This window comes from Streptomyces silaceus (assembly GCF_001419745.1).
Taxonomy (GTDB): Bacteria; Actinomycetota; Actinomycetes; order Streptomycetales; family Streptomycetaceae; genus Streptomyces; species Streptomyces silaceus.
The window spans coordinates 33,635-56,129 of record NZ_LIRJ01000082.1; the positions used below are offsets into that span (position 1 = coordinate 33,635).

Consider the following 22,495-nt stretch of genomic DNA (forward strand, 5'->3'; position numbering starts at 1 on the left):
CGGGTCTGGCCGGGATCTCCCCGCGAGATCCCGGCCCCGCCCCGGACCCCGTACAGACCATGATTGAGACACGACCCTGAGAGGGATTGACGCATAGTGCTCGACGTCAACTTCTTCGACGAGCTCCGGATCGGCCTGGCCACCGCGGACGACATCCGTCAGTGGAGCCACGGCGAGGTCAAGAAGCCCGAGACCATCAACTACCGCACCCTCAAGCCCGAGAAGGACGGACTCTTCTGCGAGAAGATCTTCGGTCCGACCCGGGACTGGGAGTGCTACTGCGGCAAGTACAAGCGCGTCCGCTTCAAGGGCATCATCTGTGAGCGCTGTGGCGTCGAGGTCACGCGCGCCAAGGTGCGCCGTGAGCGGATGGGCCACATCGAGCTGGCCGCTCCCGTCACCCACATCTGGTACTTCAAGGGCGTCCCGTCGCGCCTGGGCTACCTCCTCGACCTGGCGCCGAAGGACCTCGAGAAGGTCATCTACTTCGCCGCGTACATGATCACGTTCGTGGACGAGGAGCGCCGTACGCGCGACCTGCCGTCCCTGGAGGCGCACGTCTCCGTCGAGCGTCAGCAGATCGAGAACCGCCGCGACTCCGACCTGGAGGCCCGCGCCAAGAAGCTCGAGACCGACCTGGCCGAGCTCGAGGCCGAGGGTGCCAAGGCCGACGTGCGCCGCAAGGTGCGCGAGGGCGCCGAGCGCGAGATGAAGCAGCTGCGCGACCGCGCCCAGCGCGAGATCGACCGTCTCGACGAGGTGTGGAACCGCTTCAAGAACCTCAAGGTCCAGGACCTGGAGGGCGACGAGCTGCTCTACCGCGAGCTGCGTGACCGCTTCGGCACGTACTTCGACGGCTCGATGGGTGCCGCTGCCCTGCAGAAGCGCCTGGAGACCTTCGACCTCGACGAGGAGGCCGAGCGCCTCCGCGAGATCATCCGCACCGGCAAGGGCCAGAAGAAGACCCGTGCGCTCAAGCGCCTCAAGGTCGTCTCCGCGTTCCTGCAGACCAGCAACAGCCCCAAGGGCATGGTGCTCGACTGCGTGCCGGTCATCCCGCCGGACCTGCGTCCGATGGTGCAGCTGGACGGTGGCCGCTTCGCGACCTCCGACCTGAACGACCTGTACCGCCGCGTGATCAACCGCAACAACCGCCTGAAGCGCCTTCTCGACCTCGGTGCGCCCGAGATCATCGTGAACAACGAGAAGCGCATGCTCCAGGAGGCGGTCGACGCCCTCTTCGACAACGGCCGTCGTGGTCGCCCGGTGACGGGCCCCGGCAACCGTCCGCTGAAGTCCCTCAGCGACATGCTGAAGGGTAAGCAGGGTCGATTCCGTCAGAACCTGCTCGGTAAGCGTGTGGACTACTCCGCGCGTTCCGTGATCGTCGTCGGTCCGCAGCTGAAGCTGCACCAGTGTGGTCTGCCCAAGGCCATGGCGCTGGAGCTCTTCAAGCCGTTCGTGATGAAGCGCCTGGTCGACCTGAACCACGCGCAGAACATCAAGAGCGCCAAGCGGATGGTCGAGCGCGGCCGCACGGTCGTGTACGACGTCCTCGAAGAGGTCATCGCCGAGCACCCGGTTCTGCTGAACCGTGCTCCCACGCTGCACCGCCTCGGCATCCAGGCCTTCGAGCCGCAGCTGGTCGAGGGCAAGGCCATCCAGATCCACCCGCTCGTCTGCACCGCGTTCAACGCGGACTTCGACGGTGACCAGATGGCCGTCCACCTGCCGCTCTCCGCGGAGGCGCAGGCCGAGGCCCGCATCCTGATGCTGTCCTCGAACAACATCCTCAAGCCCGCCGACGGCCGTCCGGTGACGATGCCGACCCAGGACATGGTCCTCGGTCTGTTCTTCCTCACCACCGACGGTGAGCTCCGTGACACCAAGGGCGAGGGCCGCGCGTTCGGCTCCGTCGCCGAGGCGATCATGGCGTTCGACGCCGGCGAGCTGGCGCTCCAGTCGACCGTCGACATCCGCTTCCCGGTGGGCACCATCCCGCCGCGCGGCTGGACCCCGCCGGTCGCCGAGGAGGGCGAGCAGGAGTACCAGCAGGGCGACAGCTTCCGGCTGCGTACGTCCCTGGGCCGCGCGCTCTTCAACGAGCTGCTGCCCGAGGACTACCCGTTCGTCGACTACTCGGTCGGCAAGAAGCAGCTCTCCGAGATCGTCAACGACCTCGCCGAGCGCTACCCCAAGGTCATCGTGGCGGCGACGCTCGACAACCTGAAGGCGGCGGGCTTCTACTGGGCGACCCGTTCCGGCGTCACCGTGGCCATCTCCGACGTCGTGGTCCCCGAGGCCAAGAAGGAGATCGTCGCGGGCTACGAGGCCCAGGACGAGAAGGTCCAGAAGCAGTACGAGCGCGGTCTGATCACCAAGGACGAGCGCACGCAGGAGCTCATCGCGATCTGGACCAAGGCGACCAACGAGGTCGCCGAGGCGATGAACGCGAACTTCCCCAAGACGAACCCCATCTTCATGATGGTTGACTCGGGTGCCCGAGGAAACATGATGCAGATGCGGCAGATCGCCGGTATGCGTGGTCTGGTGTCGAACGCGAAGAACGAGACCATCCCGCGTCCGATCAAGGCGTCCTTCCGTGAGGGCCTGTCCGTGCTGGAGTACTTCATCTCCACGCACGGTGCCCGTAAGGGTCTGGCGGACACCGCCCTTCGTACCGCCGACTCCGGTTACCTCACCCGTCGTCTGGTCGACGTCTCCCAGGACGTCATCATTCGCGAGGAGGACTGTGGCACCGAGCGCGGTCTGAAGCTGAAGATCGCGGTCCGTGGCGAGGACGGTGTGCTCCGCAAGACGGAGGACGTCGAGACGTCCGTGTACGCCCGCATGCTGGCCGAGGACGTCGTCATCGACGGCAAGGTCATCGCGCCGGCCAACGTCGACCTCGGTGACGTGCTCATCGACGCCCTGGTCGCCAACGGCGTCGAGGAGGTCAAGACCCGCTCGGTCCTGACCTGTGAGTCCGCGGTCGGCACCTGTGCCTTCTGCTACGGCCGTTCGCTCGCCACCGGCAAGCTGGTCGACATCGGTGAGGCGGTCGGCATCATCGCCGCCCAGTCCATCGGTGAGCCCGGTACCCAGCTGACGATGCGTACCTTCCACACCGGTGGTGTGGCCGGTGACGACATCACCCAGGGTCTGCCCCGTGTCGTCGAGCTCTTCGAGGCCCGTACGCCGAAGGGTGTCGCCCCGATCTCCGAGGCCGCGGGCCGTGTCCGCATCGAGGAGACCGAGAAGACCAAGAAGATCGTCGTCACCCCGGACGACGGCAGCGACGAGACGGCGTTCCCGATCTCGAAGCGTGCCAAGGTCCTGGTGCGCGAGGGTGACCACGTCGAGGTGGGCCAGAAGCTCACCTTCGGTGCCACCAACCCGCACGACGTGCTGCGGATCCTCGGTCAGCGCGCGGTCCAGGTCCACCTGGTCGGCGAGGTCCAGAAGGTCTACAACTCGCAGGGTGTGTCGATCCACGACAAGCACATCGAGATCATCATCCGGCAGATGCTGCGCCGCGTGACGATCATCGAGTCCGGCGACGCGGAGCTGCTGCCGGGCGAGCTCGTCGAGCGCTCGAAGTTCGAGACCGAGAACCGTCGGGTCGTGACGGAAGGTGGCCACCCGGCCTCCGGCCGTCCGCAGCTGATGGGTATCACCAAGGCCTCGCTGGCGACGGAGTCCTGGCTGTCGGCCGCCTCCTTCCAGGAGACGACCCGAGTTCTGACGGACGCGGCGATCAACGCCAAGTCCGACAGCCTCATCGGCCTCAAGGAGAACGTCATCATCGGTAAGCTCATCCCGGCCGGTACGGGTCTGTCCCGCTACCGCAACATCCGGGTCGAGCCGACCGAGGAGGCCAAGGCCGCGATGTACTCGGCCGTCGGCTACGACGACATCGACTACTCCCCGTTCGGCACGGGCTCCGGCCAGGCCGTTCCGCTGGAGGACTACGACTACGGGCCTTACAACCAGTAAGTCGTAGGCGGTTTGTTGAAGGGCGCTTATCCCGTGCGCGGGGTGGGCGCCCTTCGGCGTTCCGGTGGCTAGGATGCGTGGCGGCGTCGCGCTGGCCCAAGTCCCGCGCACCACAGGGGAGTTGGGGGTAGGGGAGTGGAGACGGCTCGGCTGACCTTCGGTCTGGCGGCCGCGGTCCTGATCCCGCTGGGCCTCGCGTGGCAGGGTCCGCGCCCCTGGCGGACGGTCCTGTTCACGCTGGCCTACGGGCTGTACGCGGCCGCACCGTACGCCGGCGAGGACCGGGCCCGGATCGCGCTCGCGGTGGCCGTCCTGGTGTCTCTGGGGTGCGTGCTGTGGAAGCATCCCGCGGGCCTGCCGGAGCCGGGTGTCACGGTCACGCTGCCTCTGATGGCGGGGCGGCTGGCCCGTGCGCGGCGGGCGAGCGTCGCGGTCCTCGTGGCGGCCGTCGCCCTGGCGGTGTGGTCCGCGGGGGCGACGGTCGCGCCGCTCTCCAAGGACCTGTTCCTGAGCGACAAGGTGGCGGTCTTCCTTTCGGCCGCGCTCATTTCCGTATTCGGGGGAGGGGCCCTGGCCAAGGCGGCAACAGGGCCCGTGCGGCAGGAGATTCTGGCGCTGCCGGACAGTCCGGAGCGCCGGGCCGCCGTGGAATTCATGGGCGCCGGCCGGGCGATCGGACTCCTGGAACGGGGTCTTCTCTTCGCCTTTCTCGCGGCCGGCCGGCCGGAGGCGGCGGCCCTGGTGCTGGCGGCGAAGTCACTGGCCCGCGTCCCGACGAACGATCACGGCAAACATGCGTCCGAGTACTTCCTCATCGGTACGCTGGCCAGTGTCATCGCCTCGCTGGCGATGAGCATGGCTGCTCGCTCTGCGGTCGGGCTGCCCGTCCTCTAGGAGACGCCGCCGTGGAGCTGAGAAGGCACCCTCTGGTCCGGAAGCTGCTGTCCCTGGACCTGCCGACCGCGGACTACGTCGTGGCGGGCAGCGGGGCGCTGCTGGCGCACGGCATCAGGGACCGGATCGGCGATCTGGACGTCGTCGCGCGGGGTGCCGCCTGGAAGATTGCCGCCGGACTCGCCGAGCCGGTCACGGCGCCCTCCGGGCACGGCCGCATGGTGCTGCTCTGCGACGGGGACATCGAGGTCTTCGACCAGTGGCTGCCCGGTACACCGGGGCCCGACGAGTTGATCGCGGGGGCGGAGTGGGTCTCCGGCATCCCGTTCTGCCCGTTGTCGCAGATCCTCGTCTGGAAAGAGCGCTCGCTCCGGCCGAAGGACCAGGCGGACGTCGAATTGATCAAGGAGTTTCTGCGACGGGGCTGATCCGCGCAGATGTCCGGCGTGTCGGGGCCCATCGCATTTGTTTTGACCGAAGTCCATGAGGTAGGTACGCTCAGACCTTGTGCCTGGGGTGTGCCTGGGCTCGCGCGCGTGTCCTCAACCGCAGCGGGAGTCCGAGAACGGCCACCGTAATCTGCGCTTCTTTCCGCCTTGCGGCGGGAGTCTGCAGCATTCGACACACCCGACCGCGTGGGTCGGCGACGTTCCAGGTTAGCTTTACTATTCGGCACACAGAAACCGGAGAAGTAGTGCCTACGATCCAGCAGCTGGTCCGCAAGGGCCGGCAGGACAAGGTCGAGAAGAACAAGACGCCCGCACTCGAGGGTTCGCCCCAGCGCCGTGGCGTCTGCACGCGTGTGTTCACGACCACCCCGAAGAAGCCGAACTCGGCCCTCCGTAAGGTCGCGCGTGTGCGTCTGACCTCCGGGATCGAGGTCACGGCCTACATTCCGGGTGAGGGACACAACCTGCAGGAGCACTCCATCGTGCTCGTGCGTGGTGGCCGTGTGAAGGACCTGCCTGGTGTTCGTTACAAGATCATCCGCGGTTCGCTCGACACCCAGGGTGTCAAGAACCGCAAGCAGGCCCGCAGCCGCTACGGCGCCAAGAAGGAGAAGTAAGAATGCCTCGTAAGGGCCCCGCCCCGAAGCGCCCGGTCATCATCGACCCGGTCTACGGTTCTCCTCTGGTGACCTCCCTCATCAACAAGGTGCTGCTGAACGGCAAGCGCTCCACCGCCGAGCGCATCGTGTACGGCGCCATGGAGGGCCTGCGCGAGAAGACCGGCAACGACCCGGTCATCACGCTGAAGCGCGCGCTGGAGAACATCAAGCCGACCCTCGAGGTCAAGTCCCGCCGCGTCGGTGGTGCGACCTACCAGGTTCCGATCGAGGTCAAGCCCGGTCGTGCCAACACGCTGGCCCTGCGCTGGCTGGTCGGTTACTCCCGCGCCCGTCGCGAGAAGACCATGACCGAGCGTCTGCTCAACGAGCTCCTCGACGCCTCCAACGGCCTGGGTGCCGCTGTGAAGAAGCGCGAGGACACGCACAAGATGGCCGAGTCCAACAAGGCCTTCGCGCACTACCGCTGGTAGTCGCTACCCACATCGAGACCGAGAGAAGACTGAGCCAACATGGCTACCACTTCACTTGACCTGGCCAAGGTGCGGAACATCGGCATCATGGCCCACATCGACGCGGGCAAGACGACGACCACCGAGCGGATCCTGTTCTACACCGGTGTCTCGTACAAGATCGGTGAGGTCCACGACGGCGCTGCCACGATGGACTGGATGGAGCAGGAGCAGGAGCGTGGCATCACGATCACCTCTGCTGCCACCACCTGTCACTGGCCGCTGAACGACGTCGATCACACCATCAACATCATCGACACCCCGGGCCACGTCGACTTCACCGTCGAGGTGGAGCGCTCGCTCCGCGTGCTCGACGGTGCCGTGACGGTGTTCGACGGCGTCGCCGGCGTTGAGCCCCAGTCCGAGACCGTGTGGCGTCAGGCGGACCGTTACGGCGTTCCGCGCATCTGCTTCGTCAACAAGCTCGACCGCACGGGTGCCGAGTTCCACCGCTGCGTCGACATGATCGTCGACCGCCTCGGTGCGACCCCCCTCGTCATGCAGCTGCCCATCGGCGCAGAGGCTGACTTCAAGGGCGTCGTCGACCTCGTCACCATGAAGGCCTTCGTCTGGTCCGCCGAGACCAAGATGGGCGAGGCCTACGACATCGTCGACATCCCCGACACGCACACCGAGGCTGCCGAGGAGTACCGCGGCAAGCTGCTCGAGGCCGTCGCGGAGAACGACGAGGAGATGATGGAGCTGTACCTCGAGGGCCAGGAGCCCTCCGAGGAGCAGCTGTACGCGGCGATCCGTCGCATCACCATCGCCTCCGGCAAGGGCGGCGACACCACCGTCACCCCCGTCTTCTGCGGTACCGCGTTCAAGAACAAGGGCGTCCAGCCCCTGCTCGACGCGGTCGTGCGCTACCTGCCGTCCCCCCTGGACGTCGAGGCCATCGAGGGCCACGACGTCAAGGACCCGGAGACGGTCGTCAAGCGCAAGCCGTCCGACGACGAGCCGCTGTCGGCCCTCGCGTTCAAGATCGCGAGCGACCCGCACCTCGGCAAGCTCACCTTCGTCCGGATCTACTCCGGTCGCCTTGACTCCGGCACCGCGGTGCTGAACTCCGTCAAGGGCAAGAAGGAGCGCATCGGCAAGATCTACCGCATGCACGCGAACAAGCGTGAGGAGATCGAGTCGGTGGGCGCCGGTGACATCGTCGCCGTCATGGGTCTGAAGCAGACCACCACGGGTGAGACGCTCTGTGACGACAAGCAGCCGGTGATCCTGGAGTCCATGGACTTCCCGGCGCCGGTCATCCAGGTCGCCATCGAGCCGAAGTCCAAGGGCGACCAGGAGAAGCTGGGTGTCGCCATCCAGCGTCTCTCGGAGGAGGACCCCTCCTTCCAGGTCCACTCGGACGAGGAGACCGGCCAGACCATCATCGGTGGTATGGGCGAGCTTCACCTCGAGGTGCTCGTCGACCGCATGAAGCGCGAGTTCCGCGTCGAGGCGAACGTCGGCAAGCCGCAGGTGGCGTACCGCGAGACGATCCGCAAGGCCGTCGAGCGCGTGGACTACACCCACAAGAAGCAGACCGGTGGTACCGGTCAGTTCGCGAAGGTGCAGATCGCGATCGAGCCCATCGAGGGCGGCGACGCGTCGTACGAGTTCGTGAACAAGGTCACCGGTGGCCGCATCCCCAAGGAGTACATCCCCTCGGTGGACGCGGGTGCTCAGGAGGCCATGCAGTTCGGCATCCTGGCCGGCTACGAGATGACGGGCGTCCGCGTCACGCTCATCGACGGTGCCTACCACGAGGTCGACTCCTCCGAGCTCGCCTTCAAGATCGCCGGTTCGCAGGCCTTCAAGGAGGCCGCGCGCAAGGCCAGCCCTGTGCTGCTCGAGCCGATGATGGCCGTCGAGGTCACCACGCCCGAGGACTACATGGGCGACGTCATCGGTGACATCAACTCCCGCCGTGGCCAGATCCAGGCCATGGAGGAGCGCAGTGGCGCCCGTGTCGTGAAGGGCCTCGTGCCCCTCTCGGAGATGTTCGGCTACGTCGGAGACCTCCGCAGCAAGACCTCGGGTCGCGCAAGCTACTCGATGCAGTTCGACTCCTACGCCGAGGTTCCGCGGAACGTCGCCGAGGAGATCATCGCGAAGGCCAAGGGCGAGTAACTCTCCGGAGCACACGCTTTAGGCTTGACACCATCCGCCGGGGTTCGACCCCGAAGGGCGAGAATCCCGGCGGCTGGCTTCCCAGCAAAGATCACCTGGCGCCGATGAAGCAAGGCGTACAGAACCACTCCACAGGAGGACCCAGTGGCGAAGGCGAAGTTCGAGCGGACTAAGCCGCACGTCAACATCGGCACCATCGGTCACATTGACCACGGTAAGACGACCCTCACGGCCGCCATTACCAAGGTGCTGCACGACGCGTACCCCGAGCTGAACGAGGCCTCGGCCTTCGACCAGATCGACAAGGCTCCCGAGGAGCGCCAGCGCGGTATCACCATCTCGATCGCGCACGTCGAGTACCAGACGGAGACGCGTCACTACGCGCACGTCGACTGCCCGGGTCACGCGGACTACATCAAGAACATGATCACGGGTGCCGCGCAGATGGACGGCGCCATCCTCGTGGTCGCCGCCACCGACGGCCCGATGCCGCAGACCAAGGAGCACGTGCTCCTGGCCCGCCAGGTCGGCGTTCCGTACATCGTCGTCGCCCTGAACAAGGCCGACATGGTGGACGACGAGGAGATCCTGGAGCTCGTCGAGCTCGAGGTCCGTGAGCTCCTCTCCGAGTACGAGTTCCCGGGCGACGACGTTCCGGTCGTCAAGGTCTCGGCGCTCAAGGCGCTCGAGGGCGACAAGGAGTGGGGCCAGTCGGTCCTGAACCTGATGAACGCCGTCGACGAGTCGATCCCGGAGCCGGAGCGCGACGTCGACAAGCCGTTCCTCATGCCGATCGAGGACGTCTTCACGATCACCGGTCGTGGCACCGTCGTCACCGGTCGTATCGAGCGCGGTATCCTCAAGGTCAACGAGACCGTCGACATCATCGGCATCAAGACCGAGAAGACCACCACCACGGTCACCGGCATCGAGATGTTCCGCAAGCTGCTCGACGAGGGCCAGGCCGGTGAGAACGTCGGTCTGCTCCTCCGTGGCATCAAGCGCGAGGACGTCGAGCGCGGCCAGGTCATCATCAAGCCCGGTTCGGTCACGCCGCACACCGAGTTCGAGGCCCAGGCCTACATCCTGTCGAAGGACGAGGGTGGCCGTCACACCCCGTTCTTCAACAACTACCGCCCGCAGTTCTACTTCCGCACCACGGACGTGACCGGCGTCGTGACCCTCCCCGAGGGCACCGAGATGGTCATGCCGGGCGACAACACCGAGATGACCGTCGAGCTCATCCAGCCCGTCGCCATGGAAGAGGGCCTGAAGTTCGCCATCCGTGAGGGTGGCCGGACCGTCGGCGCCGGCCAGGTCACCAAGATCAACAAGTAAGTTCGCTTGCTTGCGGATCGGGGAGACCCGGTCGCTCTGAACTGAGCGCAGCGAAGGGCCCCGTTCACCTCCGGGTGAGCGGGGCCTTTTGCGTACGCGATCTTGGCCGTGGCAGCTTGACAGTTCGGCCCGATTGGCCTTCGGCATCCCACGTATGGCACACTGTTCAGGTTGCTCGGTTGAGTGCCGATGCTGTGCGCCTCCCGCCGGGAGGACCGGAAGCGAGTCCCACAGTACTCGTCGCCCCATCTGCCGTAAGGCAGCGCTGTGGCGGACGTACGGGAATCTTTCGGGAAGTGCGGTGCGGTGATTCAACCAGGCGCCCGGTGGGTTTCTTCCCCCGGACCCGCGGTCATCGAGGGCCGCAGCCCCTAGCAGGGAAATCCTTCGGGAGATCTGTGTGAGCGGGACTGCGACACGCCCGACCGCGTGGGTCGGAGGAAGTAGAAAAAAGGGCCTCCCGGGAGCCAGAGCGTTCGAGACGAAGGACTACTAAGTAGCCATGGCGGGACAGAAGATCCGCATCCGGCTCAAGGCCTACGACCACGAGGTCATCGACTCCTCGGCGAAGAAGATCGTCGAGACGGTGACGCGTACTGGTGCGTCGGTCGCGGGCCCGGTGCCGCTGCCCACTGAGAAGAACGTGTACTGCGTCATCAAGTCGCCGCACAAGTACAAGGACTCGCGCGAGCACTTCGAGATGCGCACGCACAAGCGCCTGATCGACATCCTCGACCCGACGCCCAAGACCGTTGACTCGCTGATGCGCCTGGACCTTCCGGCCGGCGTTGACATCGAGATCAAGCTCTGAAGGGCGCGAGAGAGATGACCAAGCAGATCAAGGGCATCCTGGGCGAGAAGCTCGGCATGACCCAGGTCTGGGACGAGAACAACCGTGTCGTCCCGGTGACCGTGGTCAAGGCCGGACCCTGCGTCGTTACCCAGGTCCGTACGAATGACAGCGACGGCTACGAGTCGGTCCAGATCGCCTTCGGCGAGATCGACCCGCGCAAGGTGAACAAGCCCCTCAAGGGCCACTTCGCCAAGGCCGACGTGACCCCCCGTCGCCACCTCGTCGAGATCCGTACCGCTGACGCCAGCGAGTACACCCTCGGCCAGGAGCTGACTGCCGAGACGTTCGAGGCCGGTATCAAGGTCGACGTCACCGGCAAGAGCAAGGGCAAGGGCTTCGCCGGTGTGATGAAGCGTCACAACTTCCACGGCGGCAAGGCCTCCCACGGTGCCCACCGCGTGCACCGCAAGCCCGGTTCCATCGGTGGCTGTGCCACCCCCGGCCGTGTCTTCAAGGGCATGCGCATGGCGGGCCGCATGGGCAACGAGCGGGTCACCACCCAGAACCTGACCGTCCACGCCGTTGACGCGGAGAAGGGTCTGCTGCTCATCAAGGGCGCAGTTCCTGGTCCGAACGGCGGCCTCGTCCTGGTCCGTACCGCGGCCAAGGGGGCCTGAGGTAACCCATGAGCACCATTGACATCCTTTCGCCTGCCGGCGAGAAGGCCGGGACCGTCGAGCTCCCCGCGGAGATCTTCGACGCCAAGGTCAGCATCCCGCTGATCCACCAGGTCGTCGTCGCGCAGCTGGCGGCCGCCCGCCAGGGCACGCACAAGACCAAGACCCGCGGTGAAGTCCGTGGTGGTGGCAAGAAGCCGTACCGCCAGAAGGGCACCGGCCGCGCGCGCCAGGGTTCGACCCGTGCGCCGCAGTTCGCCGGCGGTGGCGTCGTCCACGGCCCCGTGCCGCGCGACTACTCGCAGCGGACCCCGAAGAAGATGAAGGCCGCCGCCCTGCGCGGTGCCCTCACCGACCGGGCCCGCAACTCCCGCATCCACGTCGTCTCCGGCGTGGTCGAGGGCGAGATCTCCACGAAGGCCGCCAAGAGCCTGCTCGGCAAGGTCAGTGAGCGCAAGAACGTGCTCCTGGTCATCGAGCGCTCGGACGAGGCCTCGCTGCTCTCCGCCCGCAACCTGCCCCAGGTGCACATCCTGGAGCCGGGCCAGCTGAACACGTACGACGTGCTCGTCTCGGACGACGTGGTCTTCACCAAGGCCGCTTTCGAGTCCTTCGTGTCTGGCCCCAAGGCCAATGAGACCGAAGGGAGCGAAGCCTGATGGCCATCCGTCACCAGAGCATCGCGTCCAAGGCTGCGAAGGCCGCCAAGGCCGCGCGTGTCGCCAAGGCGAAGCGCATCGCGACCGAGGGCAAGATCGCTGTTGAGCCCACCCCGCTGAGCAAGTCCTTCTCGGACCCGCGCGACGTCCTCGTCAAGCCGGTCGTCTCCGAGAAGTCGTACGCGCTGCTCGACGAGGGCAAGTACACGTTCATCGTGGCCCCGGGCGCCAACAAGACCCAGATCAAGCAGGCCGTCGAGGCGGTCTTCTCGGTCAAGGTCACCGGCGTCAACACGATCAACCGTCAGGGCAAGCGGAAGCGTACGCGCACCGGTTTCGGCAAGCGTGCCGACACCAAGCGCGCCATCGTGACCCTTGCTGAGGGCGACCGTATCGACATCTTCGGCCAGGCCTCCTAACGGAGCGCCCTGGTCCGAATATCGGACGAGGACTGAGAAATGGGAATCCGCAAGTACAAGCCGACTACGCCGGGCCGTCGTGGCTCCAGCGTCGCCGACTTCGTCGAGGTAACGCGGTCCACGCCGGAGAAGTCGCTGGTCCGCCCGCTGCACAGCAAGGGCGGCCGTAACAACGCCGGTCGGATCACCGTTCGCCACCAGGGTGGCGGACACAAGCGCGCCTACCGCGTGATCGACTTCCGTCGTCACGACAAGGACGGCGTGCCGGCCAAGGTCGCGCACATCGAGTACGACCCCAACCGCACCGCGCGCATCGCGCTGCTGCACTACGCGGACGGCGAGAAGCGCTACATCCTCGCCCCGCGCGGTACGCAGCAGGGTGACCGGATTGAGAGCGGCCCCGGCGCCGACATCAAGCCCGGCAACAACATGGCGCTGCGCAACATCCCGGTCGGTACGACCATCCACGCCATCGAGCTGCGGCCCGGCGGCGGCGCGAAGTTCGCCCGTTCCGCGGGTGCCTCCGTGCAGCTGCTCGCGAAGGAAGGCGCCATGGCGCACCTTCGTATGCCGTCCGGCGAGATCCGTCTCGTGGACGTGCGCTGCCGCGCCACCATCGGCGAGGTCGGCAACGCCGAGCAGTCGAACATCAACTGGGGCAAGGCCGGCCGCATGCGCTGGAAGGGCGTCCGCCCGACCGTGCGTGGTGTCGTGATGAACCCGGTTGACCACCCGCACGGTGGTGGTGAAGGCAAGACCTCCGGTGGTCGCCACCCGGTCTCGCCCTGGGGCAAGAAGGAGGGTCGTACTCGTGATCGCAACAAGGCGAGCAACAAGTACATCGTCCGCCGCCGCAAGTCGAACAAGAAGCGCTAGGAGCGGGTTTAGATGCCGCGCAGTCTCAAGAAGGGGCCCTTCGTCGACGACCACCTCGTGAAGAAGGTGGACGCCCAGAACGAAGCAGGCACCAAGAACGTCATCAAGACCTGGTCCCGGCGCTCGATGATCATCCCCAGCATGCTGGGTCACACGATCGCGGTGCACAACGGCAAGACCCACATCCCGGTGTTCGTCACCGAGTCGATGGTCGGCCACAAGCTCGGCGAGTTCTCGCCGACTCGCACCTTCCGCGGCCACGTCAAGGACGACCGGAAGTCGAAGCGCCGCTAAGCGGGGTGGAACGACTATGACTAACACCGAAGGGACAACCATGGAAGCCAGGGCCCAGGCGCGGTACATCCGCGTCACGCCCATGAAGGCCCGCCGCGTGGTGGACCTCATCCGTGGCATGGATGCCACGGAGGCTCAGGCGGTCCTGCGTTTCGCCCCGCAGGCCGCGAGCGTGCCGGTCGGCAAGGTGCTGGACAGCGCCATTGCCAACGCCGCGCACAACTACGACCACACCGACGCCTCCACGCTGGTCATCAGCGAGGCGTACGTGGATGAGGGCCCGACCCTGAAGCGGTTCCGTCCGCGTGCCCAGGGCCGTGCCTACCGGATCCGTAAGCGGACCAGCCACATCACCGTGGTCGTCAGCAGCAAGGAAGGAACCCGGTAATGGGCCAGAAGGTAAACCCGCACGGGTTCCGGCTCGGTGTCACGACCGACTTCAAGTCGCGTTGGTACGCCGACAAGCTGTACAAGGACTACGTCAAGGAAGACGTCGCCATCCGTCGGATGATGACGTCCGGCATGGAGCGCGCCGGCATCTCGAAGGTGGAGATCGAGCGCACCCGTGACCGCGTGCGTGTGGACATCCACACCGCTCGTCCCGGCATCGTCATCGGCCGCCGTGGCGCCGAGGCCGACCGCATCCGCGGTGACCTCGAGAAGCTCACGGGCAAGCAGGTCCAGCTGAACATCCTCGAGGTCAAGAACCCCGAGGTCGACGCTCAGCTCGTGGCCCAGGCCGTTGCCGAGCAGCTGTCCTCCCGCGTCTCCTTCCGTCGTGCCATGCGCAAGAGCATGCAGTCGGCGATGAAGGCGGGCGCCAAGGGCATCAAGATCCAGTGTGGCGGTCGTCTCGGCGGCGCCGAGATGTCCCGTTCGGAGTTCTACCGCGAGGGCCGTGTGCCCCTGCACACGCTCCGCGCCAACGTGGACTACGGCTTCTTCGAGGCCAAGACGACCTTCGGCCGCATCGGCGTGAAGGTCTGGATCTACAAGGGCGACGTCAAGAACATCGCCGAGGTCCGCGCCGAGAACGCCGCTGCCCGCGCCGGCAACCGCCCGGCCCGTGGTGGCAACGACCGCCCGGCCCGTGGTGGCCGCGGTGGCGAGCGTGGCGGCCGCGGTCGCAAGCCGCAGCAGCAGTCCGCGCCGGCTGCCGAGGCCCCCAAGGCCGACGCTCCCGCCGCTGCCGCTCCGGCTGCCGAGAGCACCGGAACGGAGGCCTGACCGAAATGCTGATCCCCCGTAGGGTCAAGCACCGCAAGCAGCACCACCCGAAGCGCAGCGGTATGTCCAAGGGTGGCACGCAGGTTGCGTTCGGCGAGTACGGCATCCAGGCGCTGACCCCGGCGTACGTGACGAACCGTCAGATCGAGGCCGCTCGTATCGCCATGACGCGTCACATCAAGCGTGGCGGCAAGGTCTGGATCAACATCTACCCGGACCGCCCCCTCACCAAGAAGCCTGCCGAGACCCGCATGGGTTCCGGTAAGGGTTCGCCGGAGTGGTGGGTCGCCAACGTCAAGCCCGGACGCGTGATGTTCGAGCTGTCGTACCCGAACGAGAAGATTGCTCGTGAGGCGCTCACCCGCGCTGCTCACAAGCTTCCGATGAAGTGCCGCATCGTCCGGCGCGAGGCAGGTGAGTCGTGATGTCGGCCGGTACCAAGGCGTCCGAGCTGCGCGAGCTGGGCAACGAGGAGCTTGTCGCCAAGCTTCGCGAGGCCAAGGAAGAGCTGTTCAACCTCCGCTTCCAGGCGGCGACCGGTCAGCTCGAGAACCACGGCCGGCTGAAGGCCGTCCGTAAGGACATCGCGCGGATCTACACCCTGATGCGTGAGCGCGAGCTGGGCATCGAGACGGTGGAGAGCGCCTGATGAGCGAGAGCAACGTGACTGAGACGAAGACCGACCGCGGCTTCCGCAAGACCCGTGAGGGCCTGGTCGTCAGCGACAAGATGGACAAGACCGTCGTCGTCGCTGTCGAGGACCGCGTCAAGCACGCGCTGTACGGCAAGGTCATCCGCCGTACGAACAAGCTCAAGGCGCACGACGAGCAGAACGCTGCCGGCGTCGGCGACCGCGTCCTCCTGATGGAGACGCGTCCGCTGTCGGCGACCAAGCGCTGGCGCATCGTCGAGATCCTCGAGAAGGCCAAGTAATTCTCTGAGGGGTATCCCTCAGAGTTCGTTCCGCCAGGCTCGGCAGGGGCCCACCTCGTAAGAGGGAAGCCCCTGCCGGGAACCGGCAGACAAACAGGAGATAGACGTGATCCAGCAGGAGTCGCGACTTCGCGTCGCCGACAACACGGGTGCGAAGGAAATCCTCACCATCCGTGTTCTCGGTGGCTCGGGTCGCCGCTACGCGGGCATCGGTGACGTCATCGTCGCCACCGTCAAGGACGCGATCCCCGGTGGCAACGTGAAGAAGGGTGACGTCGTCAAGGCGGTCATCGTTCGCACCGTCAAGGAGCGCCGCCGTCCGGACGGCTCGTACATCCGCTTCGACGAGAACGCCGCCGTCATTCTGAAGAACGACGGCGACCCTCGCGGCACCCGTATCTTCGGCCCCGTCGGCCGTGAGCTGCGCGAGAAGAAGTTCATGAAGATCATCTCGCTCGCGCCGGAGGTGCTGTAAGCATGAAGATCAAGAAGGGCGACCTGGTCCAGGTCATCACCGGCAAGGACAAGGGCAAGCAGGGCAAGGTCATTGCCGCTTACCCGCGCGAGGAGCGCGTCCTGGTCGAGGGTGTCAACCGGGTCAAGAAGCACACGAAGGCCGGCCCGACCGCCAGCGGCTCGCAGGCCGGCGGCATCGTGACCACCGAGGCCCCCGTCCACGTCTCCAACGTCCAGCTGGTCGTGGAGAAGGACGGCAACAAGGTCGTCACGCGCGTCGGTTACCGCTTCGACGACGAGGGCAACAAGATCCGCGTTGCCAAGCGGACGGGTGAGGACATCTGATGACGACCACCACCACTCCGCGTCTCAAGACGAAGTACCGCGAGGAGATCGCGGGCAAGCTGCGTGAGGAGTTCTCGTACGAGAACGTCATGCAGGTCCCCGGCCTGGTCAAGATCGTGGTCAACATGGGTGTCGGCGACGCCGCCCGTGACTCGAAGCTGATCGACGGCGCCATCCGCGACCTCACCACGATCACCGGTCAGAAGCCGGCCGTGACGAAGGCCCGGAAGTCCATCGCGCAGTTCAAGCTGCGCGAGGGCCAGCCGATCGGCTGCCACGTCACGCTCCGTGGCGACCGCATGTGGGAGTTCCTGGACCGCACCCTGTCGCTCGCGCTGCCGCGCATCCGCGACTTCCGTGGTCTGTCCCCCAAGCAGTTCGACGGCCGTGGCAACTACACCTTCGGTCTCACGGAGCAGGTCATGTTCCACGAGATCGACCAGGACAAGATCGACCGCGTCCGGGGTATGGACATCACCGTGGTCACCACGGCGACCAACGACGCTGAGGGCCGTGCCCTTCTCCGTCACCTCGGCTTCCCGTTCAAGGAGGCGTAAGCGAGATGGCGAAGAAGGCTCTGATTGCCAAGGCTGCTCGTAAGCCCAAGTTCGGTGTGCGTGCGTACACCCGCTGCCAGCGCTGCGGCCGTCCGCACTCCGTGTACCGCAAGTTCGGCCTGTGCCGCGTGTGCCTTCGTGAGATGGCTCACCGTGGCGAGCTGCCGGGCGTGACCAAGAGCTCCTGGTAATTCCCTTCTGTCCTGAGGACTTGAGGGATTACCGGAGGCTCTCGGTAAGCAATGGGTCGGCAGGGGCCCGGCCGCACATGGCTTAGGCTTGTGTGGTTGGGCGCCCGCCGCCCCGTACGACTTACTACGCCGTAGGTCCCCGCGCCGCACCCGTCCCGCCCATGAGTGGGGAGAGGGATGGCGCAGATAGGAAACCACGGCGAGAGAGGCCGAAGGCCAATTCATGACCATGACTGATCCGATCGCGGACATGCTGACTCGTCTGCGTAACGCGAACTCGGCGTACCACGACACCGTGGCGATGCCGCACAGCAAGATCAAGTCGCACATCGCGGAGATCCTCCAGCAGGAGGGCTTCATCACGGGCTGGAAGGTCGAGGACGCCGAGGTCGGCAAGAACCTCGTTCTCGAGCTGAAGTTCGGCCCGAACCGTGAGCGCTCCATCGCGGGCATCAAGCGGATCTCCAAGCCCGGTCTCCGGGTTTACGCGAAGTCCACCAACCTGCCGAAGGTCCTCGGCGGCCTCGGCGTGGCGATCATCTCCACGTCGCACGGTCTCCTGACCGGCCAGCAGGCAGGCAAGAAGGGCGTAGGTGGGGAAGTCCTCGCCTACGTCTGGTAGTCGGGAACGGAGGAATAGCTAATGTCGCGTATTGGCAAGCTCCCCATCACGGTTCCCGCCGGCGTGGACGTCACCATCGACGGCCGTACGGTCGCGGTGAAGGGCCCCAAGGGTTCCCTCACGCACACCGTCGTCGCGCCGATCGAGATCGCTAAGGGTGAGGACGGCGTCCTGAACGTCACCCGCCCGAACGACGAGCGTCAGAACAAGGCCCTGCACGGCCTGTCCCGCACGCTGGTGGCGAACATGATCACCGGCGTGACCCAGGGTTACGTGAAGAAGCTCGAAATCAGCGGTGTCGGTTACCGCGTCCTCGCGAAGGGCTCCAACCTGGAGTTCTCGCTGGGCTACAGCCACCCGATCCTGGTCGAGGCCCCCGAGGGCATCACCTTCAAGGTGGAGTCCGCGACCCGTTTCTCGGTCGAGGGCATCGACAAGCAGAAGGTCGGCGAGGTTGCGGCCAACATCCGCAAGCTGCGCAAGCCCGACCCGTACAAGGCCAAGGGCGTCAAGTACGAGGGCGAAGTCATCCGCCGCAAGGTCGGAAAGGCGGGTAAGTAAGCCATGGCATACGGTGTCAAGATTGCTAAGGGCGACGCTTACAAGCGTGCTGCCATCAAGCGTCGTCACATCCGGATCCGTAAGCACATCTCGGGTACGGCTGAGCGTCCGCGCCTGGTCGTGACGCGCTCCAACCGCCACATCGTGGCCCAGGTCATCGACGACATCAAGGGTCACACCCTTGCGTCGGCGTCGACCCTGGACACCACGATCCGCGGCGCCGAGGGCGACAAGTCCGCGCAGGCCAAGTCGGTCGGCGCCCTGGTCGCCGAGCGTGCCAAGGCCGCCGGTGTCGAGGCTGTCGTGTTCGACCGTGGTGGTAACCAGTACGCCGGGCGCATCGCCGCCCTGGCGGACGCCGCCCGCGAAGCCGGACTCAAGTTCTGAGTCGGTTCCGTAGCTAGCGGAAACAGAGAGAGGTAATTCCAATGGCTGGACCCCAGCGCCGCGGTGGCGGTGCCGGTGGCGGCGAGCGGCGGGACCGGAAGGGTCGCGACGGTGGCGCTGCTGCCGCCGAGAAGACCGCGTACGTTGAGCGCGTTGTCGCGATCAACCGCGTCGCCAAGGTTGTGAAGGGTGGTCGTCGCTTCAGCTTCACCGCGCTGGTCGTGGTGGGCGACGGTGACGGCACCGTGGGTGTCGGTTACGGCAAGGCCAAGGAGGTGCCGGCCGCCATCGCCAAGGGTGTTGAGGAGGCCAAGAAGCACTTCTTCAAGGTCCCCCGTATCCAGGGCACCATCCCGCACCCGATCCAGGGCGAGAAGGCCGCGGGCGTCGTCCTGCTCAAGCCTGCTTCCCCCGGTACCGGTGTGATCGCCGGTGGCCCGGTGCGTGCCGTGCTCGAGTGCGCGGGCGTGCACGACATCCTGTCGAAGTCCCTGGGCTCCGACAACGCGATCAACATCGTGCACGCGACCGTGGCGGCCCTCAAGGGCCTGCAGCGTCCCGAGGAGATCGCGGCTCGCCGTGGTCTGCCCCTCGAGGACGTCGCCCCCGCGGCTCTCCTTCGTGCGCGTGCGGGAGCGGGTGCGTAATGGCACAGCTCAAGATCACGCAGACGAAGTCGTACATCGGCAGCAAGCAGAACCACCGCGACACCCTGCGCTCCCTTGGTCTCAAGGGCATCAACACGCAGGTCGTCAAGGAGGACCGCCCCGAGTTCCGCGGCATGGTGCACACCGTCCGCCACCTCGTGACGGTTGAGGAGGTCGACTGACATGGCGGAGCAGAACCCGCTGAAGGTCCACAACCTCCGGCCCGCCCCGGGTGCCAAGACCGCCAAGACCCGTGTGGGTCGTGGTGAGGCGTCCAAGGGTAAGACCGCTGGTCGTGGTACCAAGGGCACCAAGGCCCGTTACCAGGTTCCGGAGCGCTTCGAGGGTGGCCAGATGCCCCTCCACATGCGTCTCCCGAAGCTCAAGGGCTTCAAGAACCCGTTCAAGACCGAGTACCAGGTCGTGAACCTCGACAAGCTGAGCGCGCTGTACCCGGAGGGTGGCGAGGTCACCGTCGAGGGTCTCGTCGCCAAGGGTGCCGTTCGCAAGAACAGCCTTGTCAAGGTCCTCGGCCAGGGCGAGGTCTCCGTGGCGCTGCAGGTGACGGTCGACGCCGTCTCCGGCTCCGCCAAGGAGAAGATCACCGCCGCCGGCGGTACCGTCACCGAGCTCGTCTGATATTCCCTCAGACGTGTCGATGACATGAGCGATTCCCAACCGGGGATGCCCCACAAAAGGGGCATCCCCGGTTGGTCGTTCCAAGGGGGGCACGGTCGCCGGTAAGGTGGCGTGCACTGTCTAAGCTCCGTGCGGTCTGCCCGCACGGTTTTCTTGACTGATACGTATTCGTCGAACCTCAGACCACCACCTCTTGCGCATGCGCGCGGGGGTCGCAGGAGGCACCGTGCTCACCGCGTTCGCCCGGGCGTTCAAGACGCCCGACCTGCGCAAGAAGCTGCTCTTCACGCTCGGCATCATCGTGATCTACCGGGTGGGTACGAATGTGCCGATCCCCGGTGTCGACTACCGCAACGTCCAGGCCTGCATTGACAACGCCAATGCGAACCAGGGCCTGTTCGGTCTCGTCAACATGTTCAGCGGTGGCGCGCTGCTGCAGATCACGATCTTCGCGCTCGGCATCATGCCGTACATCACGGCGAGCATCATTCTGCAGCTGCTGACCGTGGTGATCCCGCGTCTCGAGGCCCTCAAGAAGGAGGGCCAGGCCGGCACGGCAAAGATCACGCAGTACACGCGCTATCTGACCATCGCGCTCGCGATTCTTCAGGGCACCGGCCTGGTGGCCACCGCCCGCACCGGCACCCTCTTCCAGGGCTGCCCGGTCGCCAGCGAGATCGTCCCCGACCAGTCGATCTTCGTCACCGTCACCATGGTCATCACCATGACCGCCGGTACGGCCTGCGTGATGTGGCTCGGCGAGCTCATCACCGACCGCGGCATCGGCAACGGCATGTCGATCCTCATGTTCATCTCGATCGCCGCCACCTTCCCGAGCGCCCTGTGGGCCATCAAGGAGCAGGGCGACCTGGCCGGCGGCTGGATCGAGTTCGGCACCGTCATCCTGGTCGGTCTGGTCATGGTCGGCCTGGTGGTCTTCGTCGAGCAGGCCCAGCGCCGTATTCCGGTCCAGTACGCGAAGCGCATGATCGGCCGCCGTTCCTACGGCGGAACGTCGACGTACATCCCCCTGAAGGTCAATCAGGCGGGCATCATCCCTGTGATCTTTGCCTCTTCGCTGCTCTACATTCCGGCGCTCGTCGCCCAGTTCGCGGGCGGCAACTCGGGATGGAAGCAGTGGATCGAGGCGAACCTGACCAAGGGTGACCACCCGATTTACATCGCCACGTACTTCGTCCTGATCGTCTTCTTCGCCTTCTTCTACGTCGCGATCTCCTTCAACCCCGAGGAAGTCGCGGACAACATGAAGAAGTATGGTGGCTTCATCCCGGGCATCCGGGCTGGCCGACCGACCGCTGAGTATCTGAGCTACGTACTCAACCGGATCACCTGGCCGGGTTCGCTGTATCTGGGTCTGATCGCTCTCGTGCCGACGATGGCGTTGGTGGGCTTCGGGGCCAACCAGAACTTCCCGTTCGGCGGGACGAGCATCCTCATCATCGTGGGTGTGGGTCTGGAAACCGTGAAGCAGATCGAGAGCCAGCTCCAGCAGCGCAATTACGAAGGGTTCCTCCGCTGATGCGAATCGTCCTCGTCGGGCCGCCCGGTGCGGGCAAGGGAACGCAGGCCGCGTTCCTTGCCAAGAACTTGTCGATCCCGCACATCTCCACGGGCGACCTCTTCCGCGCCAACATCAGTCAGGGCACGGAGCTGGGCAAGCAGGCGAAGGCGTACATGGACGCCGGGAACCTCGTCCCCGACGAGGTGACCATCGGCATGGCGAAGGACCGCATGGCACAGCAGGACGCCGAGGGCGGTTTCCTGCTGGACGGCTTCCCGCGGAACGTGTCGCAGGCCGAGGCACTCGACGAGGCGCTGAAGGCGGACGGCCAGAAGCTCGACGCCGTCCTGGACCTGGAGGTCCCCGAGGACGAGGTCGTCAAGCGCATCGCGGGCCGCCGCATCTGCCGCAACGACTCGAGCCACGTCTTCCACGTGACGTACAGCAAGCCGAAGCAGGAGGGCGTCTGCGACGTCTGCGGCGGCGAGCTGTACCAGCGCGGTGACGACAAGGAAGAGACCGTGCGCAAGCGGCTCGACGTGTACCACCGCGAGACCGAGCCGATCATCGACCACTACAAGGCCCAGGGCCTGGTCGTCACGATCTCGGCCCTCGGCAAGGTGGACGAGGTCACCAAGCGTGCGATGGACGCCCTCAAGGGCGACAAGTAGCCACTACGCTGTTTCGGCCGCGGTGCCCGTTCGGGGGACCGCGGCCGTAGTGTTGTCTACGTACCCGGTTCGTGTACGTAGCCGGA

Annotated in this window: 30 protein-coding genes; all 30 read left to right on the forward strand. The window is 65.9% G+C overall.

The annotated features are described in order from the left end of the window. Nucleotides 1–96: 96 nt before the first annotated feature. The 30 genes from AOK22_RS09850 (at nt 97) to AOK22_RS09995 (ending at nt 22,409) form a co-directional block, all read left to right on the forward strand. Nucleotides 97–3,996 carry a DNA-directed RNA polymerase subunit beta' gene (locus tag AOK22_RS09850; protein WP_055698218.1) on the forward strand — a complete coding sequence of 1,300 codons (3,900 nt, stop codon included), beginning with the start codon at nt 97–99 and terminating at the stop codon, nt 3,994–3,996. A 135-nt stretch (nt 3,997–4,131) separates the two neighbouring features. After that, nucleotides 4,132–4,890: a hypothetical protein gene (locus AOK22_RS09855; RefSeq protein ID WP_055698219.1), complete on the forward strand. Its 759-nt coding sequence runs from the start codon at nt 4,132–4,134 to the stop codon at nt 4,888–4,890. Nucleotides 4,891–4,901: 11 nt separating this feature from the next. Beyond that, nucleotides 4,902–5,318 (forward strand): hypothetical protein, encoded by a 417-nt coding sequence (locus AOK22_RS09860; protein WP_055698220.1) that lies wholly within the window; start codon nt 4,902–4,904, stop codon nt 5,316–5,318. A gap of 266 nt (nt 5,319–5,584) precedes the next feature. Beyond that, nucleotides 5,585–5,956, forward strand: a complete 372-nt coding sequence (rpsL, locus tag AOK22_RS09865) for a 30S ribosomal protein S12 (protein WP_003948652.1) — start codon at nt 5,585–5,587, stop codon at nt 5,954–5,956. Between the two features lie 2 nt (nt 5,957–5,958). Next, nucleotides 5,959–6,429, forward strand: coding sequence for a 30S ribosomal protein S7 (rpsG, locus tag AOK22_RS09870; protein WP_003974303.1), 471 nt, complete (start codon nt 5,959–5,961; stop codon nt 6,427–6,429). 39 nt (nt 6,430–6,468) lie between these two features. Then, a complete protein-coding gene (fusA, locus tag AOK22_RS09875) occupies nt 6,469–8,595 on the forward strand; it encodes an elongation factor G (protein WP_055698221.1) in 2,127 nt (708 codons plus the stop codon). A gap of 144 nt (nt 8,596–8,739) precedes the next feature. Beyond that, nucleotides 8,740–9,933 (forward strand): elongation factor Tu, encoded by a 1,194-nt coding sequence (gene tuf, locus AOK22_RS09880; protein WP_055698222.1) that lies wholly within the window; start codon nt 8,740–8,742, stop codon nt 9,931–9,933. Between the two features lie 502 nt (nt 9,934–10,435). After that, on the forward strand, nt 10,436–10,744 hold the full coding sequence (gene rpsJ / locus AOK22_RS09885; RefSeq protein ID WP_003948644.1) for a 30S ribosomal protein S10: 309 nt from the start codon (nt 10,436–10,438) through the stop codon (nt 10,742–10,744). A 14-nt stretch (nt 10,745–10,758) separates the two neighbouring features. After that, on the forward strand, nt 10,759–11,403 hold the full coding sequence (gene rplC / locus AOK22_RS09890) for a 50S ribosomal protein L3 (protein WP_055698223.1): 645 nt from the start codon (nt 10,759–10,761) through the stop codon (nt 11,401–11,403). 8 nt (nt 11,404–11,411) lie between these two features. After that, on the forward strand, nt 11,412–12,062 hold the full coding sequence (rplD, locus tag AOK22_RS09895) for a 50S ribosomal protein L4 (protein WP_055698224.1): 651 nt from the start codon (nt 11,412–11,414) through the stop codon (nt 12,060–12,062). After that, entirely contained in the window at nt 12,062–12,481 is a 420-nt protein-coding gene (gene rplW, locus AOK22_RS09900; RefSeq protein WP_055564827.1) for a 50S ribosomal protein L23, read from the forward strand. The genes rplD and rplW overlap by 1 nt, the downstream gene beginning before the upstream one ends. A gap of 39 nt (nt 12,482–12,520) precedes the next feature. Beyond that, nucleotides 12,521–13,357, forward strand: a complete 837-nt coding sequence (gene rplB, locus AOK22_RS09905) for a 50S ribosomal protein L2 (protein WP_055698225.1) — start codon at nt 12,521–12,523, stop codon at nt 13,355–13,357. A 12-nt stretch (nt 13,358–13,369) separates the two neighbouring features. Beyond that, nucleotides 13,370–13,651, forward strand: coding sequence for a 30S ribosomal protein S19 (gene rpsS / locus AOK22_RS09910; protein WP_030782571.1), 282 nt, complete (start codon nt 13,370–13,372; stop codon nt 13,649–13,651). A gap of 40 nt (nt 13,652–13,691) precedes the next feature. Then, nucleotides 13,692–14,039, forward strand: coding sequence for a 50S ribosomal protein L22 (rplV, locus tag AOK22_RS09915; RefSeq protein ID WP_009997296.1), 348 nt, complete (start codon nt 13,692–13,694; stop codon nt 14,037–14,039). Next, on the forward strand, nt 14,039–14,878 hold the full coding sequence (rpsC, locus tag AOK22_RS09920; protein ID WP_055698226.1) for a 30S ribosomal protein S3: 840 nt from the start codon (nt 14,039–14,041) through the stop codon (nt 14,876–14,878). Before rplV ends, rpsC begins: the two co-directional genes overlap by 1 nt. Before the next feature lie 5 nt (nt 14,879–14,883). Further along, entirely contained in the window at nt 14,884–15,303 is a 420-nt protein-coding gene (gene rplP / locus AOK22_RS09925) for a 50S ribosomal protein L16 (RefSeq protein ID WP_055698227.1), read from the forward strand. Next, nucleotides 15,303–15,527, forward strand: coding sequence for a 50S ribosomal protein L29 (rpmC, locus tag AOK22_RS09930; protein ID WP_017949657.1), 225 nt, complete (start codon nt 15,303–15,305; stop codon nt 15,525–15,527). The genes rplP and rpmC overlap by 1 nt, the downstream gene beginning before the upstream one ends. Then, nucleotides 15,527–15,811: a 30S ribosomal protein S17 gene (gene rpsQ / locus AOK22_RS09935; protein WP_055564830.1), complete on the forward strand. Its 285-nt coding sequence runs from the start codon at nt 15,527–15,529 to the stop codon at nt 15,809–15,811. Before rpmC ends, rpsQ begins: the two co-directional genes overlap by 1 nt. Nucleotides 15,812–15,917: 106 nt before the next feature. Beyond that, complete coding sequence (gene rplN / locus AOK22_RS09940; protein WP_003974257.1) at nt 15,918–16,286, forward strand: 50S ribosomal protein L14; 369 nt, start codon at nt 15,918–15,920, stop codon at nt 16,284–16,286. Nucleotides 16,287–16,288: 2 nt separating this feature from the next. Further along, complete coding sequence (gene rplX / locus AOK22_RS09945) at nt 16,289–16,612, forward strand: 50S ribosomal protein L24 (RefSeq protein WP_030685463.1); 324 nt, start codon at nt 16,289–16,291, stop codon at nt 16,610–16,612. Further along, nucleotides 16,612–17,169: a 50S ribosomal protein L5 gene (gene rplE, locus AOK22_RS09950; protein ID WP_055698228.1), complete on the forward strand. Its 558-nt coding sequence runs from the start codon at nt 16,612–16,614 to the stop codon at nt 17,167–17,169. The genes rplX and rplE overlap by 1 nt, the downstream gene beginning before the upstream one ends. 5 nt (nt 17,170–17,174) lie before the next feature. Then, nucleotides 17,175–17,360, forward strand: a complete 186-nt coding sequence (locus AOK22_RS09955) for a type Z 30S ribosomal protein S14 (protein WP_003956452.1) — start codon at nt 17,175–17,177, stop codon at nt 17,358–17,360. Nucleotides 17,361–17,583: 223 nt separating this feature from the next. Then, nucleotides 17,584–17,982, forward strand: a complete 399-nt coding sequence (gene rpsH / locus AOK22_RS09960) for a 30S ribosomal protein S8 (RefSeq protein ID WP_018528360.1) — start codon at nt 17,584–17,586, stop codon at nt 17,980–17,982. 21 nt (nt 17,983–18,003) lie between these two features. Next, entirely contained in the window at nt 18,004–18,543 is a 540-nt protein-coding gene (rplF, locus tag AOK22_RS09965; RefSeq protein ID WP_055698229.1) for a 50S ribosomal protein L6, read from the forward strand. Nucleotides 18,544–18,546: 3 nt separating this feature from the next. After that, nucleotides 18,547–18,930: a 50S ribosomal protein L18 gene (gene rplR / locus AOK22_RS09970; RefSeq protein WP_055553510.1), complete on the forward strand. Its 384-nt coding sequence runs from the start codon at nt 18,547–18,549 to the stop codon at nt 18,928–18,930. 41 nt (nt 18,931–18,971) lie between these two features. Beyond that, a complete protein-coding gene (gene rpsE / locus AOK22_RS09975) occupies nt 18,972–19,577 on the forward strand; it encodes a 30S ribosomal protein S5 (protein WP_016645168.1) in 606 nt (201 codons plus the stop codon). Then, nucleotides 19,577–19,759: a 50S ribosomal protein L30 gene (rpmD, locus tag AOK22_RS09980; protein WP_005481207.1), complete on the forward strand. Its 183-nt coding sequence runs from the start codon at nt 19,577–19,579 to the stop codon at nt 19,757–19,759. The genes rpsE and rpmD overlap by 1 nt, the downstream gene beginning before the upstream one ends. 1 nt (nt 19,760) lies before the next feature. Further along, a complete protein-coding gene (rplO, locus tag AOK22_RS09985) occupies nt 19,761–20,216 on the forward strand; it encodes a 50S ribosomal protein L15 (RefSeq protein ID WP_055698230.1) in 456 nt (151 codons plus the stop codon). A gap of 226 nt (nt 20,217–20,442) precedes the next feature. Further along, a complete protein-coding gene (secY, locus tag AOK22_RS09990; protein ID WP_055698231.1) occupies nt 20,443–21,756 on the forward strand; it encodes a preprotein translocase subunit SecY in 1,314 nt (437 codons plus the stop codon). Continuing rightward, complete coding sequence (locus AOK22_RS09995) at nt 21,756–22,409, forward strand: adenylate kinase (RefSeq protein WP_055698232.1); 654 nt, start codon at nt 21,756–21,758, stop codon at nt 22,407–22,409. The genes secY and AOK22_RS09995 overlap by 1 nt, the downstream gene beginning before the upstream one ends. Nucleotides 22,410–22,495: the final 86 nt, after the last annotated feature.